Genomic DNA, 25,674 nt, shown 5'->3' with positions numbered 1-25,674 from the left:
ATTTCCAAGGGTGGAACGGGCGCCGTCGCGCCGCGGGAAGGTGCCGCTCAGCCGAACCGGCGCCGCACGATCCGGTAGATCACGACCGTCACCACCGCCGCGAGGACGAGGGCGATGCCGGACTCCAGCCAGGCGAGCGGCCAGTGGTGGGAGGCCGGGTGCTGGACGACGTAGGAGCCCACGGCGTCGTGGTCGTCCAGGCACTTCTGCATATCGCTCGCGGACGAGCAGATGCCCTGCGGCAGGCGGACCAGCGCGCGGGTCAGGCTGCCCTCCCACAGTCGCCAGGCGGCGTCGGGCAGCCGGGGCCCGCTCTTCGGGAACTCCGTGACCACGGGCGGCAGCAGATACGGCCGGACCAGCATGAACGCGACCGTCAGCACACCGGAGACACCGAAGGTGATCACCATCGCCGCGACGGTCCGCCGGATCAGCAGTCCGACCAGCGTGCCGATCACGAGCATCAGCAGGCTCTCGGCGACGGGCACCGGCCCGAGCGCCGTGAACCCCGAGTCGGAGTACCAGTACGCGCCCAGCGTCTCCTGGCCGCCGGAGCGCCACATCCACAGGTAGCCCACGGCGAGCCCGGCGGCGGTGAGGGTGGTCAGCGCCGCGGGCAGCGCCAGCTTCGCGGTCAGCCAGCGCAGCGGCCCGACGGACTGGGTCAGCGCGACCTTGTGGGTGCCGCTCTCCAGCTCCCGGGAGAGCAGCGGCGCACCGACGAACAGGCCGACCAGCATCGGCAGCATGAACAGCAGCAGCTGCCCGAGCCGGAAGGTGTTGCCGTACGCCGACCGGAAATCCCACACCGCGTCCTGGAGACCGTCGCAGCGCGGGTTGGTGGAGATCGCCGCGCAGCCCGCGATGTGGTGCTGGGCGAGGTACCCGGACATCAGGCTGCCCTGCACGGCCATCCCGATGCCGCCGACCACCAGCAGGGCGAGGAGGCCGAGCGCCAAGCCCCGGTTCTGCCGCCACACCAGCCACAGCAGACCGCCCCGCCGGCCCGTCCCGGCGGTGCGTCCCGCCGCCCCCGCCGTCCGGGGTTCCGTCGCCGTGCTCATACCGTCACTCCTTCGTTGCCGTGCAGTTCCCACCTGTGGACGAGGCGCGCCACGCCCCCGGGTCGCCGTCCGCGCGGGGCGCCGGGCAGCGGCCCCGCGACCGTCCGGGGCGCCACGCCGCCCCGGGGCGCGCCCCCGTTGCGCGGCAGCCCCGGTACGCCCGGTCGCTGCCAGAGCCGGGGGCCCACCGGGCCGCCGGGGGCGAGCGGTGCGGGCGCCCCGGGCGAGCGGAGATAGCCGAGCAGCAGCTCCTCCAGCGACGGTTCGGCGGCCTCCCAGGGCCCGTCGAGCGGCCCCTGCCGCCGGACCAGCGCGGTGTAGCGCCGCCCCGACCACTCCACGTCGACGACCGGATGCGCGGCGAGCCCGGCGGGCAGCGCCCCGGGCCGGGCGGCGGTGCCGAGCAGCAGCGCGTGCGCCGCGATCACGTCGTCGACCTCGCCCGCCAGCCGCACCCCGCCACCGCCGAGCAGCAGCAGGTGGTCGCAGATCCCGTCCAGCTCGGCGAGGGCGTACGAGGAGAGCACGATCGTGGTGCCGTACACCGCCGCCTGTTCCATCAGCTGGGCGGCGACCTCGTGCCGGTTCAGCGGGTCGAGTCCGGCGAACGGCTCGTCCAGCAGCAGCAGTTCGGGGCCCTTCGCGAGCGCCAGCGCCAGCGCGAAGCGGGCGTACCGCTCCGCCGACAGCTCCCCCACGCGCGCCTGGAGCGGCACCCGTCCGGTCTCCAGCAGCCGCTCGGCGCGCACCGCCTGCCAGGGCCCGTCGTGCCGGGCGCGGGCGTACCGCAGCGCCTCGGAGACGGTGCGCCACGGCCGGGTGGCCCGCTCGCGGCCCAGGTGGGCGACGCGGTCGCGGCCGTCCGCCGTCCTGGGGTCGGTGCCGAAGACGCGGACGGTGCCCGTGGTGGGGCGGAGGCGTCCGGCGGCGAGGGCGAGGAGGGTGCCGGTGCCCGCGCCGGGCGGTCCGGCCAGTGCGCAGATGCGTCCTGTGGGCAGCCGGAACGTGCATTCCCGCAGCTCACCGTGGTGCCGGTGGCGCCTGCCGAGGCCGGTCGCCTCTATCGCCGTACCCCTCGAAGCGTCGCCGAGGGGGCCACTCGCCGCCCGTCGCACCCGCACACCTCATTCCACTAATTAAGTAGTGGAAGAGTGAGGGAAATGGGCTGCGCCTGTCAACCCGGGCCGCCTACGCTCCCCCGATGGCCACCCCCGCACACCCGCCGCTCCCCTTCACGCCGCCCCGCCCGCTGCGCACCGCCCGCCTCGACCTCCGCCCGGTGACCGACGACGACTTCGCCGCCGTCCATGCCTACCTGCGCCTCCCCGAGGTCTGCCGCTACATCCGCTGGGGCCCGCTCGACGAGGCCGGCTCCCGCGCGTCCGTCGCCGCGAAGGCGGCCCGTACGACGCTGCGCGCCGAAGGCGATTCCCTCCAGTTCGCCGTCGTCGTCCGTGAGACCGGCACCCTGATCGGCGATGTCCTCCTCGTCCTGAGGAGCGCCGCCCACCGCCAGGCGAGCATCGGCTACGTCTTCCACCCCGCCCACCACGGCCACGGCTACGCCACCGAGGCGAGCCGCGCCCTCCTCGCCCTCGGCTTCGACCACCTCGGACTCCACCGCGTCCAGGCCGAGTTGGACGCCCGGAACGCCGCCTCCGCCGGACTCCTCGAACGCCTCGGCATGCGCCGCGAGGCCCACCACGTGGAGAACGAGTTCCTCGACGGAGAGTGGACCGACGAGGTCGTCTACGCGATGCTCGCCCGCGAGTGGGAGGCGCTGCGGGCCGCGGACCCGACGGCCGCGCCCCGCGTCTGACCTGCGCGATCCGGCCGAAACGGGTTCCGGGGAGGCGCTTTCCGGGCGAGCGTCGCGGCACCTTTCGGACTGTTCCTCAGAAAACCCTCAAGCCCCTTGTCGCACACGGAGCGCAACCGTCACGATTGTCCCCATGGCACCTCTTGCAGGACTCAGCGGAAAAAAGCACGACGTCGCACCGATCATCATCCGGGACGCGGACGTGATCGTGGCGGCCCTTCGCCAGGAACTGGCCGACGCCACTCCCGAGGAACGCCCCGGCCTGGAACGCGCCGTCGCGCTCGCGGAAGCCACCGCCACGGCCACCGAGAGCGAACTGCGCGCCCGCTGGGTCCACTCCCGGCTGGCCTCCGTCGGCTTCACCGGCGCCATCGACTCGGTCCCGGCGGTCAAGGCCCTGCGCCAGGCCGAGCCGAAGCTGAGCCTGCTCGCCGCGGCCGAACTCCAGAAGGACGCGGTGCAGCACCCGCAGTGACCCGGAGGCGGTGCGGCGCGGCCCGGCACACCCGGCGTCACGCAGCCGCCGGACCTCGGGCTTCCGCCCCCGGGCCCGCCGCACCGCCGATCTCCGCCGCCAGATCCACCACCGTGCACCGCCGCAACTCCACCACCAGCTGCGACGCCAGGAACCACGCCGCGTGCGGATGCCCGTACGGCAGGAACCCGTCCTCCGACGCGGCGACCAGCCGTCCCCCGCCCGGCGCGTGGAACCCTCCGTACACCCCGCGTACCCGCGCCTTCCGCACCCGTACGGCGACCGGATCGCCCAGCCGCGGACAGTGCCGCACCGCGACCGCCGCGCACCCCACGCAGACCGGCGGCTTCATCCCGTACGCCCCCTCCGGCCAGCCCGGCGCTCGCGCCCCCTCCGGCCGGGGCAGCAGGAACAGCACCCCGCGCCCGGTCCGCCCCGCCGGACCCCCGCACACCTGGCACAACGCCTTCTGCAACGCCCGCCGCTGCCGCACCGGATGGACCACCCGGAACCGCGGCCGCCCCTCCCCCGGCGCCTCCCCGACCCGGCTCCACAACACCCCGTGCGCATCCCGGTCCCCCGCCACCTCGTCCCGGTACGCGAGCCCGGTCCCGTCCGCCCGCACCGCCAGCGACCGCACGGCCACCCGCTCCTCACTCCAGGCGGTGATGTACGGAACGGGCACCTTCCCGCCCTCGTCGAACTGCACCATGGCCGTAGCCCTCCCTCTCCCAAGGTTCGAATCGCACTCCCGGGTGAAGTACGCCCGGGATGTGCTCAGTTGGTCACTTGGGGAACGCCACGGGCAATACGATGGCACCTCTTAAACGGCAATGCTGAAAGCGCTGACCTGCCGTAACGCCGACCGGAACCACCAGAAGCTGAGGTCGCGGCATTGGAAGAGACCACACCGTCGGAGCGTTTGAATCCCCTCCAACGCTTCGGAGTCGACGTGAGACGCGTCCGCCTGGGACGCCGCCTCACCCAGAAACAACTGGGCACCGCCACCGGCTACTCCCACGCCTACGTGAGCATGGTCGAAGCCGGAAAAGTCATGGCCAGCATGAAGTTCGCCAAGGGCTGCGACCTCGCCTTCGGCACCAACGGCCTCTACGAGGGCATGCTGACCCGGATCGACGAAGGAGATCACCCGTCGTGGTTCGTGCCGTACCTGAACTTGGAGAGCCAGGCGGCGAAGATCCTGACGTACGAGACGAACCTCGTCACCGGGATAGTGCAGACGGAGGACTACGCCCGGGCAGTTTTCCGCGCTGCCAATCCGCACGCGAAGCCGGAGGCCATCGAGGACAAGGTCGCGGCACGACTGCGACGACGTGAGGCCCTGGAGCGGGAGAAGCCTCCGTTCTTGTGGGTCATCCTGCACGAGACGTGTCTACGCACCGTCGTCGGCAGCCGAGAAGTCATGGCCGGCCAGCTCGAATACCTGATGTCCCTGACCAAGTCGCCGGATTTCAGGCTCCAAGTGATGCCGTTCGCGGCAGGGATCCCCGCGACGTCAACGATGCCCTTCGTCGTGCTGCGTTTCTCCAGTTCCCCCACGGTGGTCTACACGGAAACCCGGGTAGGAGGACGGATGCACGATTCTGCACAGACGATCGAAGGCGCCCTGGATGATTACGATCTGCTCAGGGCGCACGCACTGTCCCCGGACCACTCCCTGAACCTGATCAAGACACTGCTGAAGGAGTACCGAGCATGAGCCCCGACGTCGATCTCACCGCCGCCCAGTGGGTCAAGTCCTCGTACAGCGAGGGCAACGGCGGCCTGTGCCTCGAATTCGCGCCCGCCGCCCAGGTGCACGGAGTCGTCCCCGTCCGCGACAGCAAGAACCCCGACGGACCCGCACTCACCTTCCCCGCCGGACACTGGACCACCTTCGTCCAGGCCCTGAAGGACGGGGAGTTCGAAGCCTTCTGACATCTGGCTGCCCGCCGACTCCACCGAAGGAGCCCCGCGCATGAGCACCAACCCGGATCTCACCGCCGCCGAGTGGGTCAAGTCGTCGTACAGCGACGCCAACGGCGGCGACTGCGTCGAGTTCTCCCGAACCTTCACCTGGATCAAGTCCTCGTACAGCGACGCCAATGGTGGGCAGTGCCTGGAGTTTTCCCGCTCCCTTGCCTGGGTCAAGTCGACCCGCAGCGGCGGCGACGGCGGTCAGTGCCTCGAATTCGCGCCCACCGCCGCGCAGGTGCACGGAGTCGTCCCCGTCCGCGACAGCAAGGACCCGGACGGACCCGCACTCACCTTCCCCGCCGGGAACTGGACCACCTTCGTCCAGGCCCTGAAAGGCCGGGAGTTCGGGGCCATCTGACCGTACGCGGCTTCCGCTACGCGTCCGCCAGCGAGGTCACGACGTGGCGGGCGATGGGCAACTCGGCCTCCGGGTCCCGGACTTCGGCGCGTACGAGGACGCCGGTGGCCGGGTCGACGGTGAAGCCGCAGGTGAGGGACTCGTCCGGGGCCCAGGCGCTGAAGGGGAAGGTCCGCAGGGGGCGGATCGTCGCCGACAGCGATGCGGGGCCGGTCGGGGTGACCTCCTGGAGGTGGGAGACGGTGCGGGCGGGGCACAGGAGTTCCGCCAGGCGGGCGGCGGCCGGGGCGACGCGACCGGAGGCGATGTCCCCGTAGGGGCCACCCTCACGACCACCGGAAGGCGCACCGCCGACGCGGGTGGCGTACTCGACGACCGCTTCGAAAGCGACATCCTCCCCCAGGGTCGCCCCGACCCTGGCCAGCGTCCACACAGCCAGATCCGCTCGGCCGACAGGGGGTGCGCCCAGCCAGTGGGCAGTTGCCATGACGTCCCACTCTCCTCGTCATCGGACCCGCCCGGCGGCCGGTGCGCGTACAGGACGCGGTAGGGGTGTTCCTCCTGAGTGTGAACGGCAGAGGGGAACGTATCAATCACGAACAGTTCGAGGTTGAGTCGCTAACAGGGTTGTGTCGGCTTCACGCCAACTTACGCCGGGGAATGGACGTTCAGTGGGGCGTTTTCTCCGCGCCGAAGGTATCTGGCACGCACAGTCCGCGACATCAGTGGGAATTCTCGTGAATGGCCCGAAGGGAGACACAGTGATCCATGTCGCTGTGCCCGCTCACCGCCGCACCCAGGCGGTCGACGGCATGCCTTCACTTGACGGGTTCACCCATACGCCGGCCGGAAATACACTCCAGCCGAAAGCCCGCTCCCCCAGATGCCGAGCACCGGGGAAAGCGGGCTTTCTTTTCCGTCACCGCGCGGCGGGACCCACGACCCGCCGTGCGATGACCGGTTCAAGGGCCGGTCGCCGGACGGTGGGCGGTCAGCGGTTGTAGATCGCCATGATTTCGGTGCTGTCGTCGCACCACACCTCGTGGTAGCCGTTCGCCTGGGCGTACGGCAGTTCCGTCGCTTCGCACTCCGCCTTCGAGGGGTACTTCAAACCGCCGACGGGAATCCAGCCGTCGCCGGGCGGCGGGGCGGCGAAGGCGGTGGCGGCGGAGAGCGGAATGGAGACCGCCGCGGCGCCGATCGCGAGACCGACACCGATACGGGAACGCCAGGACTTCATGATTTCCTCCCTGTGGGGGCGGGGCCGAATACGGATCCGCCGCGGAGAACGCGCACCAACCGTTGCCAAGTCCCGTTATCCGTAAGGACGTTGATGGTGTGCGTTTTTCATGGGGAGAGATGCGCTCCCCGCGGCGGAAGTTCGCTGCCGGTTGCGGTTTTCTCGGGTCTGCCCTTTCGGTGGACAACCTTCTGGTCCGTACGGGCAAGTCCCGGGATAGTCCGCGTAATGCGGGGGCAAAGCGGCGCACCGGAGGGTGAAAGGGGGAACGGTCGCCGCCCGTCCGGCGTCCTCACGCCGAGGGCCCCGCGACCGGTGTGTGGTCGCGGGGCCCTCGGAGCGGCAATCGGGCAGGCTCAGGTCTCCGAGCGGTACATCAGGTCCGTCTCGTGGGTGACGAAGCCCAGGCGCTCGTAGACGGTGACGGCCGCCGCGTTGTCGGCGTCGACGTAGAGCATCGCGGTGGGCAGGCCCTCGGCGGCCAGATGGCGCAGGCCGATGGCGGTGAGGGCCTTGCCGAGGCCGCCGCCCTGGGCGCCGGGGCGGACGCCGACGACATAGACCTCGCCGAGGCCCTCGTCGGCGTGGACCTTCGTCCAGTGGAAGCCGACCAGCGTGCCCTCGCGCTCCGCCAGGAAGAAGCCCTTCGGGTCGAACCAGGACTCGGCCTTGCGGTCGTCGAGGTCGCGCTGGGTCAGTGAGCCCTGCTCGGGGTGGTGGGCGAAGGCGGCGGCGTTCACCTCCAGCCAGGCGGTGTCGTCCTGGCCGGGCTGGAAGGTGCGGACCGTCACCCCGTCGGGGAGCTGCGGTTCGGGCAGGTCGAGGCCGGTCAACGGGCGGCGCATCTGGCGCAGCTCGCGGAACTTCGTCAGGCCGAGGGTCTGTGCCAGGTGGCGGGCGGCGGCGTGCCCGCCGTGGGCCCAGACGCGCAGGCGGCGGCCGGACTGGGCGAGCAGTTCGCCGCCGAGCGCCCGGCCGTGGCCACGGCCGCGGTGCGCGGGGTGGACGACCAGTTCGGCGGCGGGCGCCTCCACCGGGTCGGTGTCCTCCAGCTGGCCGTAGCCGACCAGCGCGATGCCCGCCTCGGCATCCTCGTCCGGTACGGACACCAGCAGGTGCCGCACCCCTTCCCGGGCCCCGCCGCGCAGCTGGAGCCGTCCCTGTTCGGACACGGCGGGCTGCCCGTCGGTCCGCGCGGCCTGCTCGATCAGCGCGAGCACCTCGGCGGCTTCCTCGGACGTGAGCGTGTCGGCGACCCGGATCCGGCGGCCGGTCGGACCCATCTCCTGTGCAGCGTCAGTCATGCTCCGAAGCGTACGGGTCCGGCGCCCGGGCCGGACGGTCTCCCGGGGGTCGGTCCGTGGGGGCACCGGATCCGGACGGGCCGGGGACGTCAGGGAGGCCCCGTACGGGTCCGGCCCGTAGGGGGCTCCCCGTACGGACCCTCGTGAGGGGCTCCCCGTACGGGCCGAGGGATCAGGGCTTCCCCCTACGGGCCGAGGGCTCAGGGCTTCCCTTACGGGTGGGGGCTCAGGGCTTCCCCTACGGGACAGCGAGCCCCGGCCCCGAGGCTCGCCCCAAGGACCGCCCCACCCGGAACCTCCAGGCCACCCCGCGCCCACCCGACCCGTCCCACCCGACCGTCCCACCCGGCCACCCCACCCCGATCCAGCCAACCCCCCGTCACCCTCCGGCCATCTCACGGGATCTGTTGCGCTACGCGCGTTGACCGTAGGCTGCCTGCGCCCGGGCGCAGTCGCGTGCCGGTACCGCACAGCCCCGCCCGGCCGCCCGCACCCGCGCGGCGCCGCCGGGCGACCGGTCCACGGAAGGGATCCCATGGAAGCGACACCCCAACGGCGCCGCCTCGTGCGCAGATTGACGGCCGGAGCGGCCGTGCTGGCCGCCGCCACCGCGGTCACCGCGGCCTCGTTGCCGTCCGGTGCGGGGCCGGACGGCGGCCGCGCGGGCACCGCCCGGGGGCGCACCGTCGATGTCCAGCTGCTCTCGTTCAACGACTTCCACGGCAATCTGGAGCCGCCGCAGGGCTCGTCCGGGACGGTCGAGGAGATCCAGAAGGACGGCAGTAAGAAGAGCGTCGCGGCGGGTGGCGTCGAGTACCTCGCCCAGTCGCTGCGCACGGCCCGTAAGGGACACCCCTACTCCGTGACCGCCGCCGCCGGGGACATGGTCGGGGCCAGTCCGCTGCTCTCCGGGCTCTTCCACGACGAGCCGACCATCGAGGCGATGAACAAGCTCGGTCTCGACGTCACCTCCGTCGGCAACCACGAGTTCGACGAGGGTCGGGCGGAGTTGACCCGCCTCCAGAAGGGCGGCTGCCACCCCAAGGACGGCTGCTTCGAGAAGGGCAAGACCTTCAAGGGCGCCGACTTCCCGTACCTGACGGCCAACGTCACCGACGAGAAGACCGGAAAGCCGCTGCTCAAGCCGTACACCGTGTGGAAGCACAACGGCGTGAAGATCGGCTTCATCGGGGTGACCCTGAAGGGGACCCCCGACATCGTCAGCGCCGACGGCGTCAAGGGGCTGAAGTTCCACGACGAGGTCGCCACGATCGACAAGTACGCCAAGATCCTCGACAAGCAGGGCGTGAAGTCGGTCGTCGCCCTCATCCACGAGGGCGGGATGCCCGCCTCCACCTCGTACAACTACGACTGTGACAGCCCCGGGCCGGGCGACGGGATCTCCGGGCCGATCACCGAGATCGCCAAGAAGGTGACCCCGAAGGTCGACGCGCTGGTCACCGGCCACACCCACCAGTCGTATGTCTGCACCATCCCCGACCCCTCCGGGAAACCCCGTACGGTCACCTCCGCCGCGTCGTTCGGGAAGCTCTACACCGAGACCACGCTGACGTACGACCGCGCCACCGGCGACATCGTGCGGACGAACGTCAAGGCGCGCGGCGCGGGGCGGGCGGTCAACCATGTCGTGGACCGCACGCAGCCCAAGGCGGCGGACATGACGTCGCTGATCGCCCGCTGGAACAAGCTGGCCGCGCCGGTCGCGGACCGGCCCGTCGGGCACATCTCCGCGGACATCGCGGGCCGGGGCGAGCAGGCGCCGGAGTCGCCGCTCGGCGATGTCGTCGCCGACGCGCAGCGGGAGGCGACCGCGGCGGCGGACAAGGGCGGCGCGCAGCTGGCCCTGATGAACCCCGGGGGGATCCGTTCGGATCTGGCGTACGCGGCGTCCGGCAAGGAGGGCGACGGGGTCGTCACCTACGGGGAGGCGTTCACCGTCCAGCCGTTCACCAACATGATGCGGACGCTCGACCTGACCGGCGCCCAGCTGCTCACCGCGCTCCAGCAGCAGGTCAGCGGCCCGAACGAGGCATCGCCGAAGATCCTCCAGGTCTCCGACGGGCTCACCTACACCCTGGATCTGACGGAGTCCGGCGCCGACCGGATCGTCAAGGACTCGGTGAAACTGGACGGCGCCGCGCTCGACCCGGCGAAGACGTACCGCGTCGCGATGAACGAGTTCCTGGCCGGTGGCGGTGACGGCTTCCCGGTCTTCAAGGACGGCAAGAACCCGCTGGTCGGCGGCTCGGACCTGGACGCCTTCACCGCCTATCTGACGGCCCACTCCTCGGCGGACAAGCCGCTGGCGCCGCCGAAGGCCGACCGGATCACCGTCGTGAAGTAACCGTGTACGGACGGTAGTTGCCCCGCCGTCCCTCTCCGGGATCGCCCCTGCGGGCAGCCCCTACGGGCCCGCCCCCGGCCGCCACCGCGACCGCGCGGCCCGTAGGGGCTGCCCCGCCGGGTACCCGGACGGCCCGGCCCCCGGGACCCGGACGGGCTGCCCCCGCCGCCCCGTACGGGACACGCACCCGGTCCGCCGGGCCCCCGCCGCGCCCGATTTTCCCCTTCCACGCCCTTCCGCCGTGGCGTTGCGCACTTACTGCGCGGTCGAGTTGCTAACGGGGGACCCGGTCATGGTCAGATGTGCGGATGCGAACCCCCCAACGCATATCTTCACCCTCGTCCCCGCTCCCCGAACCGGGCTCCGCCGCCCCACCGGCACCGGACGAGAAGGACCGGGACACCCGTGAGTTCGAGCCGGTCAACCCGTACGCGGACCTGGCCGCCCTCGCCGACCCCGAGCCGGAGCCGGAACCGGAGCCCGAGACCGTCGAGCCGCACCGGCTGGAGCACCGCCGGTACCTCAACGAGCGGGACGGCAGCGACGATCCGCTCGGGCTCGGGCTGCGCTCCGACGAGGACGACCCGGACGCCTGGCAGCCGCCCAACCACCGCCGGACGAAGCGCGGCATCAGCCGCTTCGCCGCCGTGCCGCTCACCCTGAAGGTGCTGGTCGCGGTCGTGGTGCTGGCCGCGTTCCTCACCCTCGGCGACCGCTTCGCCGTGCTCTACGCGCAGAACAAGGCCGAGGAGCAGATCAAGAAGGCGATGCATCTGACGGCCGCGCCCGAGGTCGACATCAAGGGCTTCCCCTTCCTCACCCAGGTGCTGGACAAGCGCCTCGGGCAGGTCGACGTCACCATCCCCGACGTGGCGGCCGACCGGGTCTCGCTCGCGAAGTTCGAGGCCAGCGCCCGCGACATCCGGCTCGACGGCGATCTGCCGACCGCCATCAAGGGCGCCACCATCGGCCAGATGCACGGCACGGTGCTGCTCGCCTTCGAGGACATGAACCGCGAACTGGGCGCCTCCCAGGTGAAGTTCAGCGAGATGGGCCCGAACGAGGTCCGCGCCGTGGGTCGGCTGCCGATCGCCGGGCACGAGCTGCGGATGCACGCCCAGGCCCGTATCCAGCAGGCCGGTGACCGGGGCGTCTCCACCCAGATCAGCAAGATGCGGCTGGACATCGGCGATGTCGCGGTCTACCGCCCCGGCACCGGCAAGGAGGAGGGCCTGCGGCTGACGCAGAAGGCCGCCGGGGAGCTGAGCCGCCAGGCCGAGAAGATCAAGTCGATGCTGAGCGTCCCCGCGATCGTGCAGCGCATCGGCATCCCGCAGAAGTACGTCGACGAGGCGCTGCGCAACGAGGACAAGCTGCACCAGCTGACCGGTTCGCCGGACTTCGTGTCGAAGCTGATGAAGGTCAACCTCGTCGACGTGGTCGTCGACCACCCGTGGCTGCTGGAGAAGGTCGGCATCGACCCGAAGGTCCTCGGCGCCCTCTCGGGCCTGACCAAGCCGCAGCTCGCCGATCAGCTGTCGCTCTCCTTCCGCCTCCCGAAGACCCCCGGTGACGTGCGGCTGCGTCATATCTCGGTCCAGGAGGACGGGATCCGCGCCGAACTCGACGGCCGCGATCTGCCGTTCGGCGACGCCGCGAAGAAGGCGGGCGCGGACGCGAAGTGAGCTGACGCAGGGATACGGGCCGGGGCCCGGCCGGAGCCGCAGCGGCCCGGCCGGGCCCCGGCCCGTTCCCGTCGGCCCGGCGTCCGGCCGGGCCCGCCCTCACTCCGCGCGCTCCCCCGGCGGCTCCGGCTCCGCCGGGCCGGGCGGCGGCGGGGTGGGCGCGCCCGGCAGCGTCAGCACCGCCTCCGTGCCGCCGCCCGGGGCGGGCCGCAGCAGCACACCGCCACCGGCCTGCTCCGCCGTCCGCGCCACGATCGACAGACCCAGCCCGCTGCCGGGCAGCGAACGGGCCGACGGGGAGCGCCAGAAGCGGGCGAAGACGTGCGGCAGCTCGTCCTCCGCGATGCCCGGACCGTGATCGCGTACGGTCAGCTCGCCCGCCGCGAGACGGACCTCGACGGTGCCGCCCGCCGGGCTGAACTTCACCGCGTTGTCCAGCAGATTGACCACCGCGCGCTCCAGCGCCGCCGGCTCCGCGCGGACGTACCAGGGCGCGAGGTCCGAGGTGACGGTCAGCGTCGGGCCGCGCAGCCGGGCCCGTTCCAGGGCGGTGGCGACCGTGTCGTGCAGCGCCACCACCCGCAGCGACGCGCCGCCGCCCGGCCCGGCGTCCGGCGTCCGGGACAGCTCCTGGAGATCGCCGATCAGCGACGCCAACTCCCCCATCTGCGCCTTCACCGACGTCAGCAGCGCCTCCTTGTCGGCGGGCGGGATCGGGCGGCCGGAGCGTTCGCTGCGTACCAGCAGATCGATGTTGGTCCGCAGCGAGGTCAGCGGCGTACGGAGTTCGTGCCCGGCGTCCGCGATCAGCTGCCGCTGCAACTCCCGGGAGGCCGCCAGCGCCGCCGTCATGGAGTTGAACGCGCGCGACAGCCGGGCGATCTCGTCCTCCCCGTCGGCCGGGATCCGGATGGTCAGGTCCTCGGTGCGGGCGATGTGCTCGGCGGCGTCGGTGAGCCGGTCGACGGGCTTGAGCCCGGCGCGCGCCACCCACAGTCCGGCGGTCGCGGCGCCCAGCACCCCGACCCCGGAGACGATCAGCAACACCAGCGCCAGCTGGTTCAGCGGCTGGGTGACCTGGTCCATCGGCGCGGCGACGGAGACCGCGATGTGGTTGCCGCGGGCGTCGGTGATCGGGCCCGGGTAGTGCAGCGTCGCCACCCGCATCGGGGTGCCGTCCACGGAGCGGGTGGTGTGGACGGCGGAGTCCAGCCGCCCGTCCGCGACCGCCACATCGGCGCGCTGGGCGGGGATCGGGTCCTTCTCCGGCGAGGTGCACACATCCCCGGAGGTCGACACCAGCTGCACGGTGTACGGCGTCGGCTGGAACGCCACCTGCCCGTCGGCCGTCCCCGAGCAGGAGATCTTCAGCGCCTGGACGTAGCCCTGGCCCACGTCGACGCTGCGCAGCGTGGAGTCGAGCTGTCCGGTGAGCCGGTCGCGGGTGATCAGCCAGCAGGCGGCGGCGGACGCCGCGACGGCGAGCGCCACGGCGACGGCGGTGAGCATCGCGAGGCGGGAGCGGAGCGGCAGCTGCCGGTAGCGGCGGGCGGCGCGCGCCAGCAGCCCGGGCGTCCGCTCCGCCGCGGTGGCGCCGCCCGGCTCCCCGGGCGGCGGGGGCTGGGCGGTCATTCGCCGCCGCCCTCCGCGCGCAGCACGTAACCGACGCCGCGCACCGTGTGCACCAGCCGCGGCTCGCCCGCCGCCTCCGTCTTGCGGCGCAGATACATCACGTACACGTCCAGGGAGTTGGAGGTCGGTTCGAAGTCGAAGCCCCAGACGGCCTTGAGGATCTGCTCGCGGGTGAGGACCTGCCGCGGGTGCGCGAGGAACATCTCCAGCAGCGTGAACTCGGTCCGGGTCAGCTCGACGGGCCGCGCCCCGCGGGTCACCTCGCGGGTCGCCAGATCCATCCGCAGATCGGCGAAGGCGAGGACGTCACCGTCGGCGGGCGCCGCGTCGGCGGCGGCCGCGTAGGAGCTGCGGCGGAGCAACGCCCGGATGCGGGCGAGGAGTTCGTCCAGTTCGAAGGGTTTGACGAGGTAGTCGTCGGCGCCCGCGTCGAGGCCGGTGACGCGGTCGCCGACGGTGTCGCGGGCGGTCAGCATCAGGATCGGCACGGTCACACCGCTGGCCCGCAGGCGGCGGGCGGCGGTCAGCCCGTCCATCCGCGGCATCAGGACGTCCAGCACGATCAGCTCGGGATCGTACGAGGCGACCTTCTCGACGGCGTCGAGCCCGTCGACGGCTTCCTCGGTGGCGTACCCCTCGAACGCCAGCGAGCGCCGCAGCGCCTCGCGGACCGCGGGCTCGTCGTCGACGATCAGGATGCGGGCGGGCTGGTCACCGTGGTCGGCGGGGCTCATGCGCGACTACCTCTGGATACCTCTGGACGCGATACGGGACGGCGGGCGGCGAGCCGCCCGGGGCAAGCGTCGCACGCGGGCGGCCCGGCCCGAGGGGAGGTCGGGCCGGGCACGGGACGCGGGGCGCCCAGGGGCGGGCGTCGGCCCCGGGCGCGTAGGGAAATCGGGTGACGGGACGGCCGAACGGCCCCACACCGGCGGGCCGCCCCGTCACCCGGGCTCAGACCCCGCTGTTCGGCCCGCCGCTGCCGCCCCCACGCAGCGCGGCGAGGTCCGCCTTCACGGTGTTGATCGGGATCGCGAAGCCCAGCCCCACACTCCCGGCGGTGCTGCTGCTCGCCGAACTCGGGGCGTACATCGCGGAGTTGATGCCGATGACCTGCCCGGACATGTTGATCAGCGCACCACCGGAGTTGCCGGGGTTGAGCGAGGCATCGGTCTGGAGGGCCTTGTACGAGGTCTTGGAGGAGCCGGTGTCGCCGTTGTAGCGGTTGCCGCCGAACTCGAACGGCCACTGGTCGCCGCCCTGCCCCTGCCCCTGGTCCGGGCTCTGCCCGTCGCTCTTCGGCACCGTCACATCGCGGTTGAGCGCGGAGACGATCCCGCTGGTCACCGAGCCGGTCAGGCCCTCCGGCGAGCCGATCGCCACGACCTGGTCGCCGACCGCGACCCGGTCCGAATCGCCCAGGCTCGCGGGCGTCAGCCCCTTCGCGTCGTGCACCTTGACCAGCGCCAGGTCCTTGTCCGGGTCGGTGCCGACGACCGTCGCGGTCTTCCGGCTGCCGTCGCTGAACGCCACGGTCACCGTGTGGGCACCGGCCACCACATGGTTGTTGGTGACGATCTCGCCCTTGTCGCTGACGACCACCCCGGAGCCGGTGGACTCGCCCTCGCCGGTCCGCGCCTGGATCTCGACTATCGACGGGCTGACCGCCTTCGCCACCGCCGAGACCCCGCTCCCGCTGGTCTTCCCCGCGTTGACCAGCGGCGCGGAGACCGCCGAATCCTGCCGGTGCTGCGTCGCCCCGGCGATCAGCGCCGCACTGCCGCCGCCGATGAGACCCGAGGCCAGCGCCACCGCCGCGATCAGCGCGACCGGCCGCCGCGCCCGGTGCCGCGGCGCCTCCTGGGGCGCCTGCGGCGCGGCGGCCGGATTGGCACCCGCGAACCCCGCGTACGTGCCCTCACCGCCGGGTGCGTACGGGGGTGGCGGCGGGTACGCCGCTCCGGCACCGCCCGTGCGGGCGTCGTCGCCGTGGCCGTAGCCGTACGGCCCGTCCTGGGACATCTCATCGCCGCTGCGGCGGTAGCTCTCGGTCATGTGATCACTGTGCGCGGCCACCATGAGAACGGGGTGAGAACGCCCTGAGAGACCCGGCAGAAGTAGGTATGCCCGGTATAAGAACACCCGCCCGGGGGCGCCCGGTGTCAGCCGCCGCAGCCGCAGGAGCGGCGGACCACCAGCCGCGAGGGGAACTGCCGCAGCCGCTCCCGGCGCGAACCGGCCACCCGCAGCCCGTCGTCGAGGACGAGGTCGACGGCGGCGCGCGCCATCGCCTCCCGGTCCGAGGCGACCGTCGTCAGCGGCGGATCGGTCAGCCCGGCTTCCTTCACATCGTCGAACCCGGCGACCGCCAACTCCCCCGGCACGTCGATCCGCAGCTCCCGCGCGGCCCGCAGCACACCGATGGCCTGATCGTCGGTGGCGCACATCAGGGCCGGTGGCCGATCCGGACCGGCCAGCAGCTCCAGCGCGACCCGGTAGGCGTCGTAACGGTTGTACGGCGCCTGGAAGTAGCGGCCCTCCAGCGACCGGCCCGCCTCCATCATCGCCCGGCGCCACCCCTCGACATGGTCGGTGACCGGGTCGCCGGACTTCGGGGTCTCCTCGGTGCCGCCGAGGAACGCGACGTACGGGTGACCGTGCTCCAGCAGATGGCGGGTGGCGAGCTGGGCGCCCCACACGTCGTCGGTCATCACCGCGACGTCGTCGATCGCGTCGGGCCTGCGGTGCAGCAGCACCACCCGGGCGTCCCAGGCGTCGATCTCGGCGGCGGCGTGCTCGCTGGGGCCCTGGCTGATGAGGATCAGGCCGGAGACCCGCATCCCGAGGAAGGCGCGCAAATAGTGGACCTCGCGCTCGTCGAGGTAGTTGGCGTTGCCGACCAGCACCATCTTGCCGCGCTCGGCCGCGGCCTGTTCCACGGCGTGCGCCATCTCCGCGAAGAACGGCTGCCGGGCGTCGGGGACGATCAGTCCTATGAGGTCGGTACGGCGCGAGGCCATCGCCTGCGCGACCCGGTCCGGGCGGTACCCCAGCTCCTTGATCGCGGCGAGCACCCGCTCCCGGGTGGCCGGTGCGACCGGCCTCGGTCCGTTGTTGATGACGTAACTGACCACCGCGGTCGAGGTCCCCGCCAGCCTTGCCACATCATCCCGCGTCACCTTGGCCACGCGCGGCAGTCTACGCGGGTGAACGGGGGGCTCCCCAGGGGGCGGCCGACGGTCCAAGGGGCGGGCGCGGAAGGGCCCGGGCCGTGAACCGTCGGCCCGCGTCTCACTTCTTGCCGGTGCGTGCCCCGGTCGCCGCGCCGCCGGAGCGCACGGTCTCCTTCGCGGACGGTTCGGCCGCGGTCTTCCGCCCGGACGGCGGGCCCGCGGCCTTCTTCTCCTTCGCCTCGGCCGCGCGCTCCGCCTTGTCCGGCACCACGAAGCGGTAGCCGACGTTGCGGACGGTGCCGATCAGCGACTCGTGCTCGGGGCCGAGCTTCGCGCGCAGCCGCCGGACGTGGACGTCCACGGTGCGGGTGCCGCCGAAGTAGTCGTAGCCCCAGACCTCCTGGAGCAGCTGGGCGCGGGTGAAGACCCGGCCCGGGTGCTGCGCGAGGTACTTCAGCAGCTCGAACTCCTTGAAGGTCAGGTCCAGGACCCGGCCCTTCAGCTTGGCGCTGTAGGTCGCCTCGTCCACCGAGAGATCACCGGTACGGATCTCCATCGGGCTGTCGTCGACCGACAGCTGGCGGCGGCCCAGGGCCAGCCGCAGCCGGGCCTCGACCTCGGCGGGGCCCGCCGTGTCGAGCAGGACGTCATCGACGCCCCAGTCGGCGGTGACGGCGGCGAGTCCGCCCTCGGTCACCACGAGGATCAGGGGACTGCCGGGGCCCGTGGACCGCAGCAGCTGGCACAGCGACCGCACCTGTGGCAGGTCGCGGCGGCCGTCGATGAGGATGACGTCCGCTCCGGGGGTGTCGATCAGGGCCGGGCCCTCGGCAGGAGCCACCCGCACGCCGTGCAGCAGCAGGCCGAGGGCGGGGAGCACCTCCGCCGACGGTTGCAGTGCATTGGTCAGCAGCAGGAGGGAACTCACTTCCGACCACCTGCCCGGTACCCGGCCCGTTCTTGTCGGTACTGCTCGCTTCGCTCGCCCATGACGTCTGGTTCCTCCTCGGTCCCTGCGACGGGGGCACCACCCGGCCTCGGCCGGGGGAGTCTGCGGCACTGCTTCGTACGCTGCTTTCGGCCACGCACCGTGCCTGTCCGAAAGCACAAAAGGATCCGGGGGCTTCGCTGCCCGGATCCTCCACGCCCAGCAGAATAGCCCACATGTCCCCCGGACCCGAGGTCGATCCCGGCCGCTCCCGTGTTCCTTCGGTCACGTCGCGTGGTCACCGGGCGTCGTTGCTGACCGCCGACGGCGTCCGGATCGAGGCCGCCTACACCCCACGCTCCGGCGCCCCTGACCTGCGCCGCGAGGGCGGCGCCGACACCCTCGCGCTGGTCGTCGCGCACGGCTTCACCGGCTCCCTGGACCGCCCGGCGCTGCGCCGCGCGGCCGCCGCGTTCCAGGGCCGGGCGGCGGTGGTGACGTTCTCCTTCCGCGGCCACGGGCGCTCCGGCGGGCGCTCCACCGTCGGCGACCGGGAGGTGGAGGATCTGGCCGCGGCGGTCCGCTGGGCCCGGGCGCTGGGCCACCGCCGGGTCGCCACCCTCGGCTTCTCCATGGGCGGCTCGGTGGTGCTGCGCCACGCCGCGCTGCACCGCCCGGCGCACGGGGGGCGCACCGCAGCTCACAGCGATGCGGTCGTGTCGGTGAGCGCCCCCGCGCGCTGGTACTACCGCGGCACCGCCTCGATGCGCCGGTTGCACTGGGCCGTCACCCGCCCCACCGGCCGCCTGGTCTCCCGCGTCGGGCTGCGCACCCGCATCCATCCCGAGGACTGGGATCCGGTGCCGCTCTCCCCCGTCGCCGCGGTCCCGCTGATCGCGCCCGTCCCGCTGCTCCTGGTGCACGGCGACCGCGATCCGTACTTCCCGCTCGACCACCCGCGCATGCTGTACGCCGCCGCGTCCCCCGCCACCAGCGACCTCTGGCTGGAACCGGGCTTCGGGCACGCCGAGAACGCCGCCGCCCCCGAGCTGCTGGACCGGATCGGCGGCTGGATCGCGGAGCGGCAGGCGGGGGCGGGCGGCGGCTGCGGATGAGCTATTCGGCCTCCGCCACCGCCTCGGCGAACTGGGCCGCGTAGAGGCGGGCGTAGGCGCCGTCGGCGGCGAGGAGGGTGGCGTGGTCGCCCTGCTCGACGATGGCGCCGGACTCCATGACGAGGATCAGATCGGCGTCGCGGATGGTGGAGAGGCGGTGGGCGATGACGAAGCTGGTGCGGCCGGTGCGCAGCCGCGCCATGGCTTGCTGGATCAGCACCTCGGTGCGGGTGTCGACGGAGCTGGTGGCCTCGTCGAGGACGAGGATGGCGGGCTCGGCGAGGAACGCCCGGGCGATGGTGATCAGCTGCTTCTCGCCGACGGAGACGCTGCCGCCCTCGTCGTCGACGACGCTGTCGTAGCCGTCCGGCAGGGTGCGTACGAAGCGGTCGACGTGGGTGGCGCGGGCCGCCTCGACGACCTTCTCGTGCGGGGTGCCGTCCGGGGCGCCGTAGGCGATGTTCTCGGCGATGGTGCCGCCGAAGAGCCAGGTGTCCTGGAGGACCATGCCGATCCGGGAGCGCAGCTCCTCGCGGCCGAGACCGGCGATGTCGGTGCCGTCGAGGGTGATCCGGCCCGAGCGGGTCTCGTAGAACCGCATGAGGAGGTTGACGAGGGTGGTCTTTCCGGCGCCGGTGGGGCCGACGATGGCGACGGTCTGGCCGGGCTCGACGGTCAGCGACAAGCCCTCGATCAGCGGCTTCTCCTCGTCGTAGCGGAACGAGACGTTCTCGAAGGCGACGCGTCCGGTGGTGCGCGCCGGGGCGGCGGTCGGCTCCGGGTCGGGCGTCTGCTCCTCGGCGTCGAGGAGTTCGAAGACCCGCTCGGCGGAGGCGACGCCGGACTGGACGAGGTTGGCGAGCGCCGCGATCTGCGTGAGCGGCTGGCTGAACTGGCGGGAGTACTGGATGAACGCCTGGACGTCACCGACCGACAGCGCGCCGGAGGCGACCCGCAGACCGCCGACGACGGCGATCAGCACGTAGTTGAGGTTGCCGACGAAGGTCATCGCGGGCTGGATGAGGCCGGAGATGGCCTGCGCCTTGAAGCTCGCCTCGTAGAGCGCGTCGTTCTGCTCGCGGAACCGCTCGGCGGACTCCTTCTGGCGGCCGAAGACGCGGACCAGGGAGTGGCCGGTGTACATCTCCTCGACATGGCCGTTGAGCTTGCCGGTGGACGACCACTGCTTGACGAACTGCGGCTGGGCGCGCTTGCCGACCCGGGTGGCGACGAGCACCGACAGCGGGACCGTGAGCAGCGCGACCGCCGCCAGCAGCGGGGTGATCCAGAACATCATCGCGAGGACGCCGAGGACGGTCAGCGTCGAGGTGACGATCTGGCTCAGGCTCTGCTGGAGCGTCTGCTGGACGTTGTCGATGTCGTTGGTCGCCCGGGAGAGCACCTCACCGCGCTGCTGCTTGTCGAAGTAGCTCAGCGGCAGCCGCGACAGCTTCGCCTCGACCTGCTCGCGCATCCGGAAGACGGTGCCCTGCACGGCAGTGGTGACCAGCCGCGCCTGGAGGAAGCCGAAGAGCGAGGCCGCCGCGTAGATCAGGGTGGCGTAGAGCAGGACGGTGCCGACGGCGGTGAAGTCGATGCCGTGGCCGGGGACGAGCGGCAGGGTGCCGATGAGGTCGGCGAGACCGCCCTGTCCGTGGGCGCGCAGCTGCTCGGCCGCCTGCGCCTTGGTGACGCCGGACGGCAGATCGCGGCCGACCAGCCCGGCCAGGAGCAGGTCGGTGGCGTGCCCGAGGACGCGCGGGCCGGTGACCGTGAGCGCCACGGAGGCGATGGTCAGCAGCAGTGCGCCCAGGAGCGCGGCGCGCTGCGGCCGCAGCTGGCCCAGCAGCCGCTTGCCGGAGCCCTTGAAGTCCAGCGACTTCACCATCGGCGGGCCGCCCATGGCGCGGGCCGGTCCGGCGGGGCGCGCGGTGCGGTGCGCCTCCGCCGCCTCCGCGGCGTCCTCGCCGCGGGTCTCCGTCTCCTTGTCCGCGGTGGTCACGCCGCCTCCTGCTCGGTGAGCTGGGAGAGCACGATCTCCCGGTACGTTGCGTTGTCCGTCATCAGCTCGGCGTGGGTGCCGCTGCCGACGACGCGGCCCTCGTCGAGGACGAGGATCCGGTCGGCGCCGCGGATGGTGGCGACGCGCTGGGCGACGATGACGACGCTGGCGCCGCCGGTCTCGCGGGTCAGTGCGGCGCGCAGCGCGGCGTCGGTGGCGTAGTCGAGGGCCGAGAAGGAGTCGTCGAAGAGGTAGAGGTCCGGCTTGCCGACCAGCGCGCGGGCGATGGCCAGGCGCTGGCGCTGGCCGCCGGAGACGTTGGAGCCGCCCTGGGCGACGGGCGCCTGGAGACCGCCCTCCATCGCCGCGACGAACTCCTTGGCCTGCGCGGTCTCCAGCGCCCGCCACAGGTCCTCGTCGGTGGCGTCCGGGTCGCCGTGGCGGAGGTTGGAGGCGATGGTGCCGGAGAAGAGGTACGGCTTCTGCGGGACGAGGCCGATGGTGCGGGCCAGCGTCGTCTCGTCGAGGGTGCGGACGTCCTCGCCGCCGACCAGGACGGTGCCGCCGGTCGCGTCGAAGAGGCGCGGCACCAGGCCGATCAGGGTGGACTTGCCGCTGCCGGTGGAGCCGATGACGGCGGTGGTCTCACCGGGCCGGGCGAGCAGCGAGATGTCCTTGAGGACGGGCTCCTCGGCGCCGGGGAAGCGGAACTCCACGCCGCGCAGCTCCAGCTCGCCGGGGCGGCGGAGGGTGGTGACGGGCCGCTCGGGCGGGACGACGCTGCTGTCGGTGTCCAGCACCTCCTGGATGCGCTCGGCGCAGACCTCGGCGCGCGGCAGCATCATCGTCATGAACGTCGCCATCATGATCGACATCAGGATGTACATGAGGTAGCTGAGGAACGCGGTGAGCGCGCCGATCTGCATCTCACCGGAGTCGATGCGCAGCCCGCCGAACCAGACCACGGCGACGCTGGAGAGGTTCACGATCATCATGACCAGCGGGAACATCGTGGACATCAGCTTGCCGGAGCGCAGCGACACGTCGTAGAGATCGCGGTTGGCGGCGCGGAACCGCTGCTGTTCGTGGCGGTCGCGGACGAAGGCGCGGATGACGCGGATGCCGGTGATCTGCTCGCGCAGTACGCGGTTGACGGTGTCGATGCGCTCCTGGACGCTGCGGAACAGCGGCCGCAGTCGGCGCACGATCAGCGAGACGAAGGTCCCCAGGATCGTGACGATCACCAGCAGCAGACCGGAGAGCGGGACGTCCTGGTTGAGCGCCATGACGACGCCGCCGACGCACATGATCGGCGCGGACACCATCATCGTGAACGTCAGCAGGACCAGCATCTGGACCTGCTGGACGTCGTTGGTGGTGCGGGTGATCAGCGAGGGCGCGCCGAAGGCGGCCACCTCCCGGGCGGAGAACGTCTGCACCCGGTCGAAGACCGCCGCCCGGACGTCCCGGCCCAGTCGACCGGCGGTGCGGGCGCCGAAGTAGACGGCGCCGGTCGCGCAGACGACCTGGAGCAGCGCGATGGCGATCATGAAGCCGCCGACGCGCAGGATGTAGCCCGTGTCCCCGCGGACGACACCGTGATCGATGATGTCGGCGTTCAGGGTGGGCAGGGAGATGGTGGCCAGCGTCTGGATGAGCTGGAGGAGAACGATCAGGGATATAGCGCGCCTGTGGGGCCGCAGATGCGCCCGCGCGAGTCGGACCAACACCGTACGACCTTATGCGAACACTTGCCCGCGGCAACCGGATATCGACGACACCACGGGACGCACGGGGGCACGCGCCTGCGCCGACCGTGTGCCGCAGCCGCCCGCCCGGCCCCCGGCCGCGCCGGGCCCGGCCGCGCGTACGCCATCATGGACGGCGCGGTCCGGGGGCCCCTGTTCCGGCGCCGCACCCACGACATCCACAACATCCACGACCAAAAGAGGCGGCCGTGACACCAACTGGCACCGTGCGCTACTGGGCTGCCGCCAAGGCCGCCGCAGGCACGGCCGAGGAGCCGTACGCGGCGGAGACGCTCGCCGAAGCGCTGGAGGCGGCGCGCACCGCGCACGCCGCGCACCCGGAGTTCGCCCGCGTCCTGCGGCGCAGCTCGTTCCTGGTGGACGGCGACCCGGTCGGCACCCGCGACCACGCGGCCGTCCCGCTCGTCCAGGGTGGCACCGTCGAGGTCCTGCCGCCGTTCGCGGGAGGCTGAGGAAACGATCATGAACGACTCCCCGCAGCAGCCCTACGGCACCCCGGAACAGCAGCCGGGCCCCGCCCCGTACGCCGCCCCCGGCCCGTACCCCGACCCCCAGGGCCACGCCCAGCCCCCCTACGGACAGGGCCACGCCCCGCAGCAGCAGTACGGGCAGCAGCCCTACGGCCAGGAGCCCTACAGCCAGGGCTACGCCGGTCAGGCCCCCCAGGGCCAGACGCCCTACGGGCAGCCCTCGTACGGCCAGGAGCCTTACGGGCAGGAGCCGTACGGGCAGGCCCATACGCCGTACGACCGGACGCCCGCGCCGCAGCAGTACGCGGCGCGGCAGCAGTACGGGCAGACCGGTCAGCCCTCGCAGGGCCATCCGGGTCAGCCCCCGCAGGGCCACCCCGGGCAGCCCCCGCAGGCTCACCCCGGCCAGGCGCCGTACGGGCAGCAGCAGGCTGCACCGGCCGCCGCCCCGTACGAGCAGGCTCCGGCCGCCACCGCGCCGTACCCTCCGGGCGCGGCCACCGTTCCGGCCCCCGGTGGCGCGGCGGCGGGTGCGCCCCGGGCCGCCCCGCAGCCGGACGCCCCCCAGGACCTCTCCGGTCTCGCGCCCAACCAGCGGGCCCGGGCCGAAGGCCGGTCGCCGATCATCGCGCCGGGGCTCCAACCGGCCGCGCTCACCGCCGTGCTCGCGCTGTTGATCGCGGTCACCGCGCCGCTGCCGGAGGCCGTACGGGCGGTGCCGGTGGTGCTGCTCCAGGCGGTCACCGCGGCCGGATGGTTCCGGCTGAACGGCATGTGGCCGGCCCGGCAGGGCATCGCGCTGGCGTTCCTGGCGGGCGTGACGACGGATGTCGCGCTGCTCGCGACGGAGCGCGCGGACGCCCCGCTGGTGGTCCTCGGCACGCTCGGCGTCTGGTGTCTGCTCGTCCTCGTCCTCCAGCTCCGCAACCGCAGCAGCGCCGACGAGCGGATGTACGCGCTGACCGCGGGGCTGACCTCCACGGCGCTTGCGGTGCTCGCCGCCGGACAGCTCTCCGCCCTCTCGGACGCGGTCGTGGTGGGCGCCGCCGGTGTCACACTGGCCGTCCTGGTCCGCGCGCTGCCGCTGCCGGGCCCGGTCTCCGCGGTCCTCGCGCTGCTCGCCGCCGCCGGTGCGGGCGCCGCCGCCGGACAGCTCAACGCCTTCGGCACCACGGGCGCCGCGCTGGGCCTGGCGACCGGCTGCTGTGCGCTGATCGGTCTGCGGGTGGCGAGCTACGACTACCCGTCCCGCTTCGTCCACCTCACCGCGGGCGTCGCGCTGCCGCTGGCACTCGCCGCCCCGGCCGTCCATCTGCTGGGGCCGGTCCTCGGCTGACCGCCCGCCTCCCCGACCGGCCGCCGCCGGGCGCCCTCCGCGCCTCCGGCGGCCGTGCGCTTTCCCGGGGCCGTACGGGCCGTACGGCGGGAACCGGTCGTCCCGGACGTTCCCGGCGGCGGGTCGTCTAGGCTCGCCGGTGCGCGGGCAGGGGGCTCGCGGCGTACGGAAGACGAAGCGACGTGCCGGGCGGACCGGCCGGGTGTGGGGGAAGGGTTCGATGCGCGCACTGAAGGTGCTGCTGGTGCTGGTCCTGGTGGTCGGCGGGTTGTTCGTCGCCGCCGACCGGGTGGCGGTCAATCTCGCCGAGGACAAGGCGGCGGAGAAGATCCGCGCGAGCCTGGGCCTCCCGGTCGACCCGGAGGTCTCGATCAAGGGCTTCCCGTTCCTGACCCAGGTCGCCGGGCGCAGCCTGGACGAGGTCGACACCTCGCTGGGCGACCTCAAGGCCCGCGCCGACGGCCACACCCTCCGGGTCGAGAAGCTGAAGGCGACCTTCCACGACGTACGGCTCTCGGACGACTACAGCTCGATCGAGAAGGCCGCATCGGCCACCGCCACCGCCACCCTCTCCTACCCGGACCTGACCTCGGCGTCCGGCGCGAATGTGCAGGTGGCGTACGGCGGGCAGAAGGACGGCCAGGGTCAGGTGAAGATCTCGCCGACCATTCCGCTGCTCAGCTCGCTGGAGGTGACCGGCTCGGTCACCGCGCAGGGCAACACCCTGCGGCTGCGCGCCGACTCCATCCCGACCATGTGCCGACTGCTCCCCGGCTGCGCCGACAAGGTCCGCGAGCAGACCGACCACGAGTGGAAGCTCGACCAGCTGCCCGCCAACCTCAAGCTCGACAAGGTCACCACCGGCCCCGGCGGCGTGAAGATCACCGCGACCGGTACGGACGTCAAGCTCCCCGGCTGACCGCTCCACCGCCCGGCTGCCCCCACGTCCAGCCGCTGAGACG

The 25,674-nt window shown here is 72.6% G+C and carries 24 protein-coding genes; 11 read left to right on the top strand and 13 right to left on the bottom strand.

The annotated features are described in order from the left end of the window. Positions 1-47: 47 nt before the first annotated feature. Positions 48-1,064: an ABC transporter permease gene (locus IF23_RS0122165; RefSeq protein WP_051739801.1), complete on the bottom strand. Its 1,017-nt coding sequence runs from the start codon at positions 1,062-1,064 to the stop codon at positions 48-50. After that, entirely contained in the window at positions 1,061-2,185 is a 1,125-nt protein-coding gene (locus IF23_RS0122160) for an ATP-binding cassette domain-containing protein (protein WP_245655057.1), read from the bottom strand. Before IF23_RS0122160 ends, IF23_RS0122165 begins: the two co-directional genes overlap by 4 nt. 80 nt (positions 2,186-2,265) lie before the next feature. Here IF23_RS0122160 and IF23_RS0122155 point away from each other — a divergent pair, with 80 nt between their 5' ends. Next, complete coding sequence (locus IF23_RS0122155; protein WP_030286331.1) at positions 2,266-2,883, top strand: GNAT family N-acetyltransferase; 618 nt, start codon at positions 2,266-2,268, stop codon at positions 2,881-2,883. A 133-nt stretch (positions 2,884-3,016) separates the two neighbouring features. Next, positions 3,017-3,358: a hypothetical protein gene (locus IF23_RS0122150; RefSeq protein ID WP_030286329.1), complete on the top strand. Its 342-nt coding sequence runs from the start codon at positions 3,017-3,019 to the stop codon at positions 3,356-3,358. Positions 3,359-3,395: 37 nt separating this feature from the next. On the opposite strand, the gene IF23_RS34145 is transcribed toward IF23_RS0122150, so the two are convergent. Next, on the bottom strand, positions 3,396-4,070 hold the full coding sequence (locus IF23_RS34145; RefSeq protein WP_030286327.1) for a hypothetical protein: 675 nt from the start codon (positions 4,068-4,070) through the stop codon (positions 3,396-3,398). Positions 4,071-4,253: 183 nt separating this feature from the next. Between IF23_RS34145 and IF23_RS0122140 the strand changes: the two genes are divergently transcribed. The 3 genes from IF23_RS0122140 to IF23_RS0122130 are packed head-to-tail and all read left to right on the top strand — an operon-like array spanning position 4,254 to position 5,693. Further along, entirely contained in the window at positions 4,254-5,078 is an 825-nt protein-coding gene (locus IF23_RS0122140) for a helix-turn-helix domain-containing protein (RefSeq protein WP_030286325.1), read from the top strand. Beyond that, positions 5,075-5,296 carry a DUF397 domain-containing protein gene (locus IF23_RS0122135; RefSeq protein WP_030286324.1) on the top strand — a complete coding sequence of 74 codons (222 nt, stop codon included), beginning with the start codon at positions 5,075-5,077 and terminating at the stop codon, positions 5,294-5,296. The genes IF23_RS0122140 and IF23_RS0122135 overlap by 4 nt, the downstream gene beginning before the upstream one ends. Before the next feature lie 40 nt (positions 5,297-5,336). Further along, the gene (locus IF23_RS0122130; RefSeq protein WP_030286322.1) at positions 5,337-5,693 is read left to right on the top strand and encodes a DUF397 domain-containing protein; all 357 of its coding nucleotides are present in this window, start codon (positions 5,337-5,339) and stop codon (positions 5,691-5,693) included. A 16-nt stretch (positions 5,694-5,709) separates the two neighbouring features. Here IF23_RS0122130 and IF23_RS0122125 read toward each other — a convergent pair whose 3' ends face one another. From IF23_RS0122125 to mshD, 3 genes are all read right to left on the bottom strand, one after another. After that, positions 5,710-6,180, bottom strand: a complete 471-nt coding sequence (locus tag IF23_RS0122125; RefSeq protein WP_157848055.1) for a hypothetical protein — start codon at positions 6,178-6,180, stop codon at positions 5,710-5,712. Positions 6,181-6,684: 504 nt separating this feature from the next. Then, complete coding sequence (locus IF23_RS0122120) at positions 6,685-6,933, bottom strand: hypothetical protein (RefSeq protein ID WP_030286318.1); 249 nt, start codon at positions 6,931-6,933, stop codon at positions 6,685-6,687. A 356-nt stretch (positions 6,934-7,289) separates the two neighbouring features. Beyond that, positions 7,290-8,216 (bottom strand): mycothiol synthase, encoded by a 927-nt coding sequence (gene mshD / locus IF23_RS0122115; protein WP_030286316.1) that lies wholly within the window; start codon positions 8,214-8,216, stop codon positions 7,290-7,292. A 556-nt stretch (positions 8,217-8,772) separates the two neighbouring features. On the opposite strand from mshD, the gene IF23_RS0122110 reads away from it, so the two are divergent. Further along, positions 8,773-10,602, top strand: a complete 1,830-nt coding sequence (locus tag IF23_RS0122110) for a bifunctional metallophosphatase/5'-nucleotidase (RefSeq protein ID WP_051739800.1) — start codon at positions 8,773-8,775, stop codon at positions 10,600-10,602. 308 nt (positions 10,603-10,910) lie between these two features. Then, positions 10,911-12,287 carry an LmeA family phospholipid-binding protein gene (locus tag IF23_RS0122105; protein ID WP_030286312.1) on the top strand — a complete coding sequence of 459 codons (1,377 nt, stop codon included), beginning with the start codon at positions 10,911-10,913 and terminating at the stop codon, positions 12,285-12,287. 99 nt (positions 12,288-12,386) lie between these two features. On the opposite strand, the gene IF23_RS0122100 is transcribed toward IF23_RS0122105, so the two are convergent. The 5 genes from IF23_RS0122100 to IF23_RS0122080 form a co-directional block, all read right to left on the bottom strand. Next, positions 12,387-13,919 carry a sensor histidine kinase gene (locus tag IF23_RS0122100; protein ID WP_107126994.1) on the bottom strand — a complete coding sequence of 511 codons (1,533 nt, stop codon included), beginning with the start codon at positions 13,917-13,919 and terminating at the stop codon, positions 12,387-12,389. Then, on the bottom strand, positions 13,916-14,653 hold the full coding sequence (locus IF23_RS0122095; RefSeq protein ID WP_030286308.1) for a response regulator transcription factor: 738 nt from the start codon (positions 14,651-14,653) through the stop codon (positions 13,916-13,918). Before IF23_RS0122095 ends, IF23_RS0122100 begins: the two co-directional genes overlap by 4 nt. 220 nt (positions 14,654-14,873) lie before the next feature. Next, positions 14,874-15,974 (bottom strand): S1C family serine protease, encoded by a 1,101-nt coding sequence (locus tag IF23_RS0122090; RefSeq protein WP_030286306.1) that lies wholly within the window; start codon positions 15,972-15,974, stop codon positions 14,874-14,876. Between the two features lie 107 nt (positions 15,975-16,081). Then, positions 16,082-17,107 (bottom strand): LacI family DNA-binding transcriptional regulator, encoded by a 1,026-nt coding sequence (locus tag IF23_RS0122085; protein ID WP_030286303.1) that lies wholly within the window; start codon positions 17,105-17,107, stop codon positions 16,082-16,084. Between the two features lie 103 nt (positions 17,108-17,210). Then, on the bottom strand, positions 17,211-18,020 hold the full coding sequence (locus IF23_RS0122080; RefSeq protein WP_030286301.1) for a response regulator transcription factor: 810 nt from the start codon (positions 18,018-18,020) through the stop codon (positions 17,211-17,213). A gap of 236 nt (positions 18,021-18,256) precedes the next feature. Here IF23_RS0122080 and IF23_RS0122075 point away from each other — a divergent pair, with 236 nt between their 5' ends. Beyond that, positions 18,257-19,135, top strand: a complete 879-nt coding sequence (locus tag IF23_RS0122075) for an alpha/beta hydrolase (protein WP_107126993.1) — start codon at positions 18,257-18,259, stop codon at positions 19,133-19,135. Position 19,136: 1 nt separating this feature from the next. On the opposite strand, the gene IF23_RS0122070 is transcribed toward IF23_RS0122075, so the two are convergent. After that, on the bottom strand, positions 19,137-21,038 hold the full coding sequence (locus IF23_RS0122070) for an ABC transporter ATP-binding protein (protein ID WP_030286298.1): 1,902 nt from the start codon (positions 21,036-21,038) through the stop codon (positions 19,137-19,139). Between the two features lie 95 nt (positions 21,039-21,133). Continuing rightward, positions 21,134-22,867: an ABC transporter ATP-binding protein gene (locus IF23_RS0122065; protein ID WP_030286297.1), complete on the bottom strand. Its 1,734-nt coding sequence runs from the start codon at positions 22,865-22,867 to the stop codon at positions 21,134-21,136. A 245-nt stretch (positions 22,868-23,112) separates the two neighbouring features. Here IF23_RS0122065 and IF23_RS0122060 point away from each other — a divergent pair, with 245 nt between their 5' ends. The 3 genes from IF23_RS0122060 (at position 23,113) to IF23_RS0122050 (ending at position 25,631) form a co-directional block, all read left to right on the top strand. Next, entirely contained in the window at positions 23,113-23,358 is a 246-nt protein-coding gene (locus IF23_RS0122060) for a MoaD/ThiS family protein (RefSeq protein ID WP_030286296.1), read from the top strand. A gap of 10 nt (positions 23,359-23,368) precedes the next feature. Beyond that, positions 23,369-24,712 (top strand): membrane protein, encoded by a 1,344-nt coding sequence (locus tag IF23_RS0122055; protein ID WP_030286295.1) that lies wholly within the window; start codon positions 23,369-23,371, stop codon positions 24,710-24,712. 220 nt (positions 24,713-24,932) lie between these two features. Next, positions 24,933-25,631 (top strand): LmeA family phospholipid-binding protein, encoded by a 699-nt coding sequence (locus tag IF23_RS0122050; protein WP_030286294.1) that lies wholly within the window; start codon positions 24,933-24,935, stop codon positions 25,629-25,631. The last annotated feature ends 43 nt before the right edge of the window (positions 25,632-25,674 follow it).

This window comes from Streptomyces catenulae, assembly GCF_000718015.1.
Taxonomy (GTDB): Bacteria; Actinomycetota; Actinomycetes; order Streptomycetales; family Streptomycetaceae; genus Streptomyces; species Streptomyces catenulae.
The sequence above is the reverse complement of the archived record's forward strand: the minus strand, read 5'-3'. Positions and strand labels throughout refer to the sequence as shown.

What these genes read in the sequence shown, in the direction of transcription:
- IF23_RS0122100 (WP_107126994.1), bottom strand. Translation starts at nt 13,919, where the DNA reads ATGACCGCCCAGCCCCCGCCGCCCGGGGAGCCGGGCGGCGCCACCGCG.
- mshD (WP_030286316.1), bottom strand. Translation starts at nt 8,216, where the DNA reads ATGGGTCCGACCGGCCGCCGGATCCGGGTCGCCGACACGCTCACGTCC.
- IF23_RS0122150 (WP_030286329.1), top strand. Translation starts at nt 3,017, where the DNA reads ATGGCACCTCTTGCAGGACTCAGCGGAAAAAAGCACGACGTCGCACCG.
- IF23_RS0122070 (WP_030286298.1), bottom strand. Translation starts at nt 21,038, where the DNA reads ATGGGCGGCCCGCCGATGGTGAAGTCGCTGGACTTCAAGGGCTCCGGC.
- IF23_RS0122165 (WP_051739801.1), bottom strand. Translation starts at nt 1,064, where the DNA reads ATGAGCACGGCGACGGAACCCCGGACGGCGGGGGCGGCGGGACGCACC.
- IF23_RS0122155 (WP_030286331.1), top strand. Translation starts at nt 2,266, where the DNA reads ATGGCCACCCCCGCACACCCGCCGCTCCCCTTCACGCCGCCCCGCCCG.
- IF23_RS0122055 (WP_030286295.1), top strand. Translation starts at nt 23,369, where the DNA reads ATGAACGACTCCCCGCAGCAGCCCTACGGCACCCCGGAACAGCAGCCG.
- IF23_RS0122125 (WP_157848055.1), bottom strand. Translation starts at nt 6,180, where the DNA reads ATGGCAACTGCCCACTGGCTGGGCGCACCCCCTGTCGGCCGAGCGGAT.
- IF23_RS0122050 (WP_030286294.1), top strand. Translation starts at nt 24,933, where the DNA reads ATGCGCGCACTGAAGGTGCTGCTGGTGCTGGTCCTGGTGGTCGGCGGG.
- IF23_RS0122075 (WP_107126993.1), top strand. Translation starts at nt 18,257, where the DNA reads ATGTCCCCCGGACCCGAGGTCGATCCCGGCCGCTCCCGTGTTCCTTCG.
- IF23_RS0122120 (WP_030286318.1), bottom strand. Translation starts at nt 6,933, where the DNA reads ATGAAGTCCTGGCGTTCCCGTATCGGTGTCGGTCTCGCGATCGGCGCC.
- IF23_RS0122110 (WP_051739800.1), top strand. Translation starts at nt 8,773, where the DNA reads ATGGAAGCGACACCCCAACGGCGCCGCCTCGTGCGCAGATTGACGGCC.
- IF23_RS0122105 (WP_030286312.1), top strand. Translation starts at nt 10,911, where the DNA reads ATGCGAACCCCCCAACGCATATCTTCACCCTCGTCCCCGCTCCCCGAA.
- IF23_RS0122095 (WP_030286308.1), bottom strand. Translation starts at nt 14,653, where the DNA reads ATGAGCCCCGCCGACCACGGTGACCAGCCCGCCCGCATCCTGATCGTC.
- IF23_RS0122135 (WP_030286324.1), top strand. Translation starts at nt 5,075, where the DNA reads ATGAGCCCCGACGTCGATCTCACCGCCGCCCAGTGGGTCAAGTCCTCG.
- IF23_RS34145 (WP_030286327.1), bottom strand. Translation starts at nt 4,070, where the DNA reads ATGGTGCAGTTCGACGAGGGCGGGAAGGTGCCCGTTCCGTACATCACC.
- IF23_RS0122130 (WP_030286322.1), top strand. Translation starts at nt 5,337, where the DNA reads ATGAGCACCAACCCGGATCTCACCGCCGCCGAGTGGGTCAAGTCGTCG.
- IF23_RS0122090 (WP_030286306.1), bottom strand. Translation starts at nt 15,974, where the DNA reads ATGACCGAGAGCTACCGCCGCAGCGGCGATGAGATGTCCCAGGACGGG.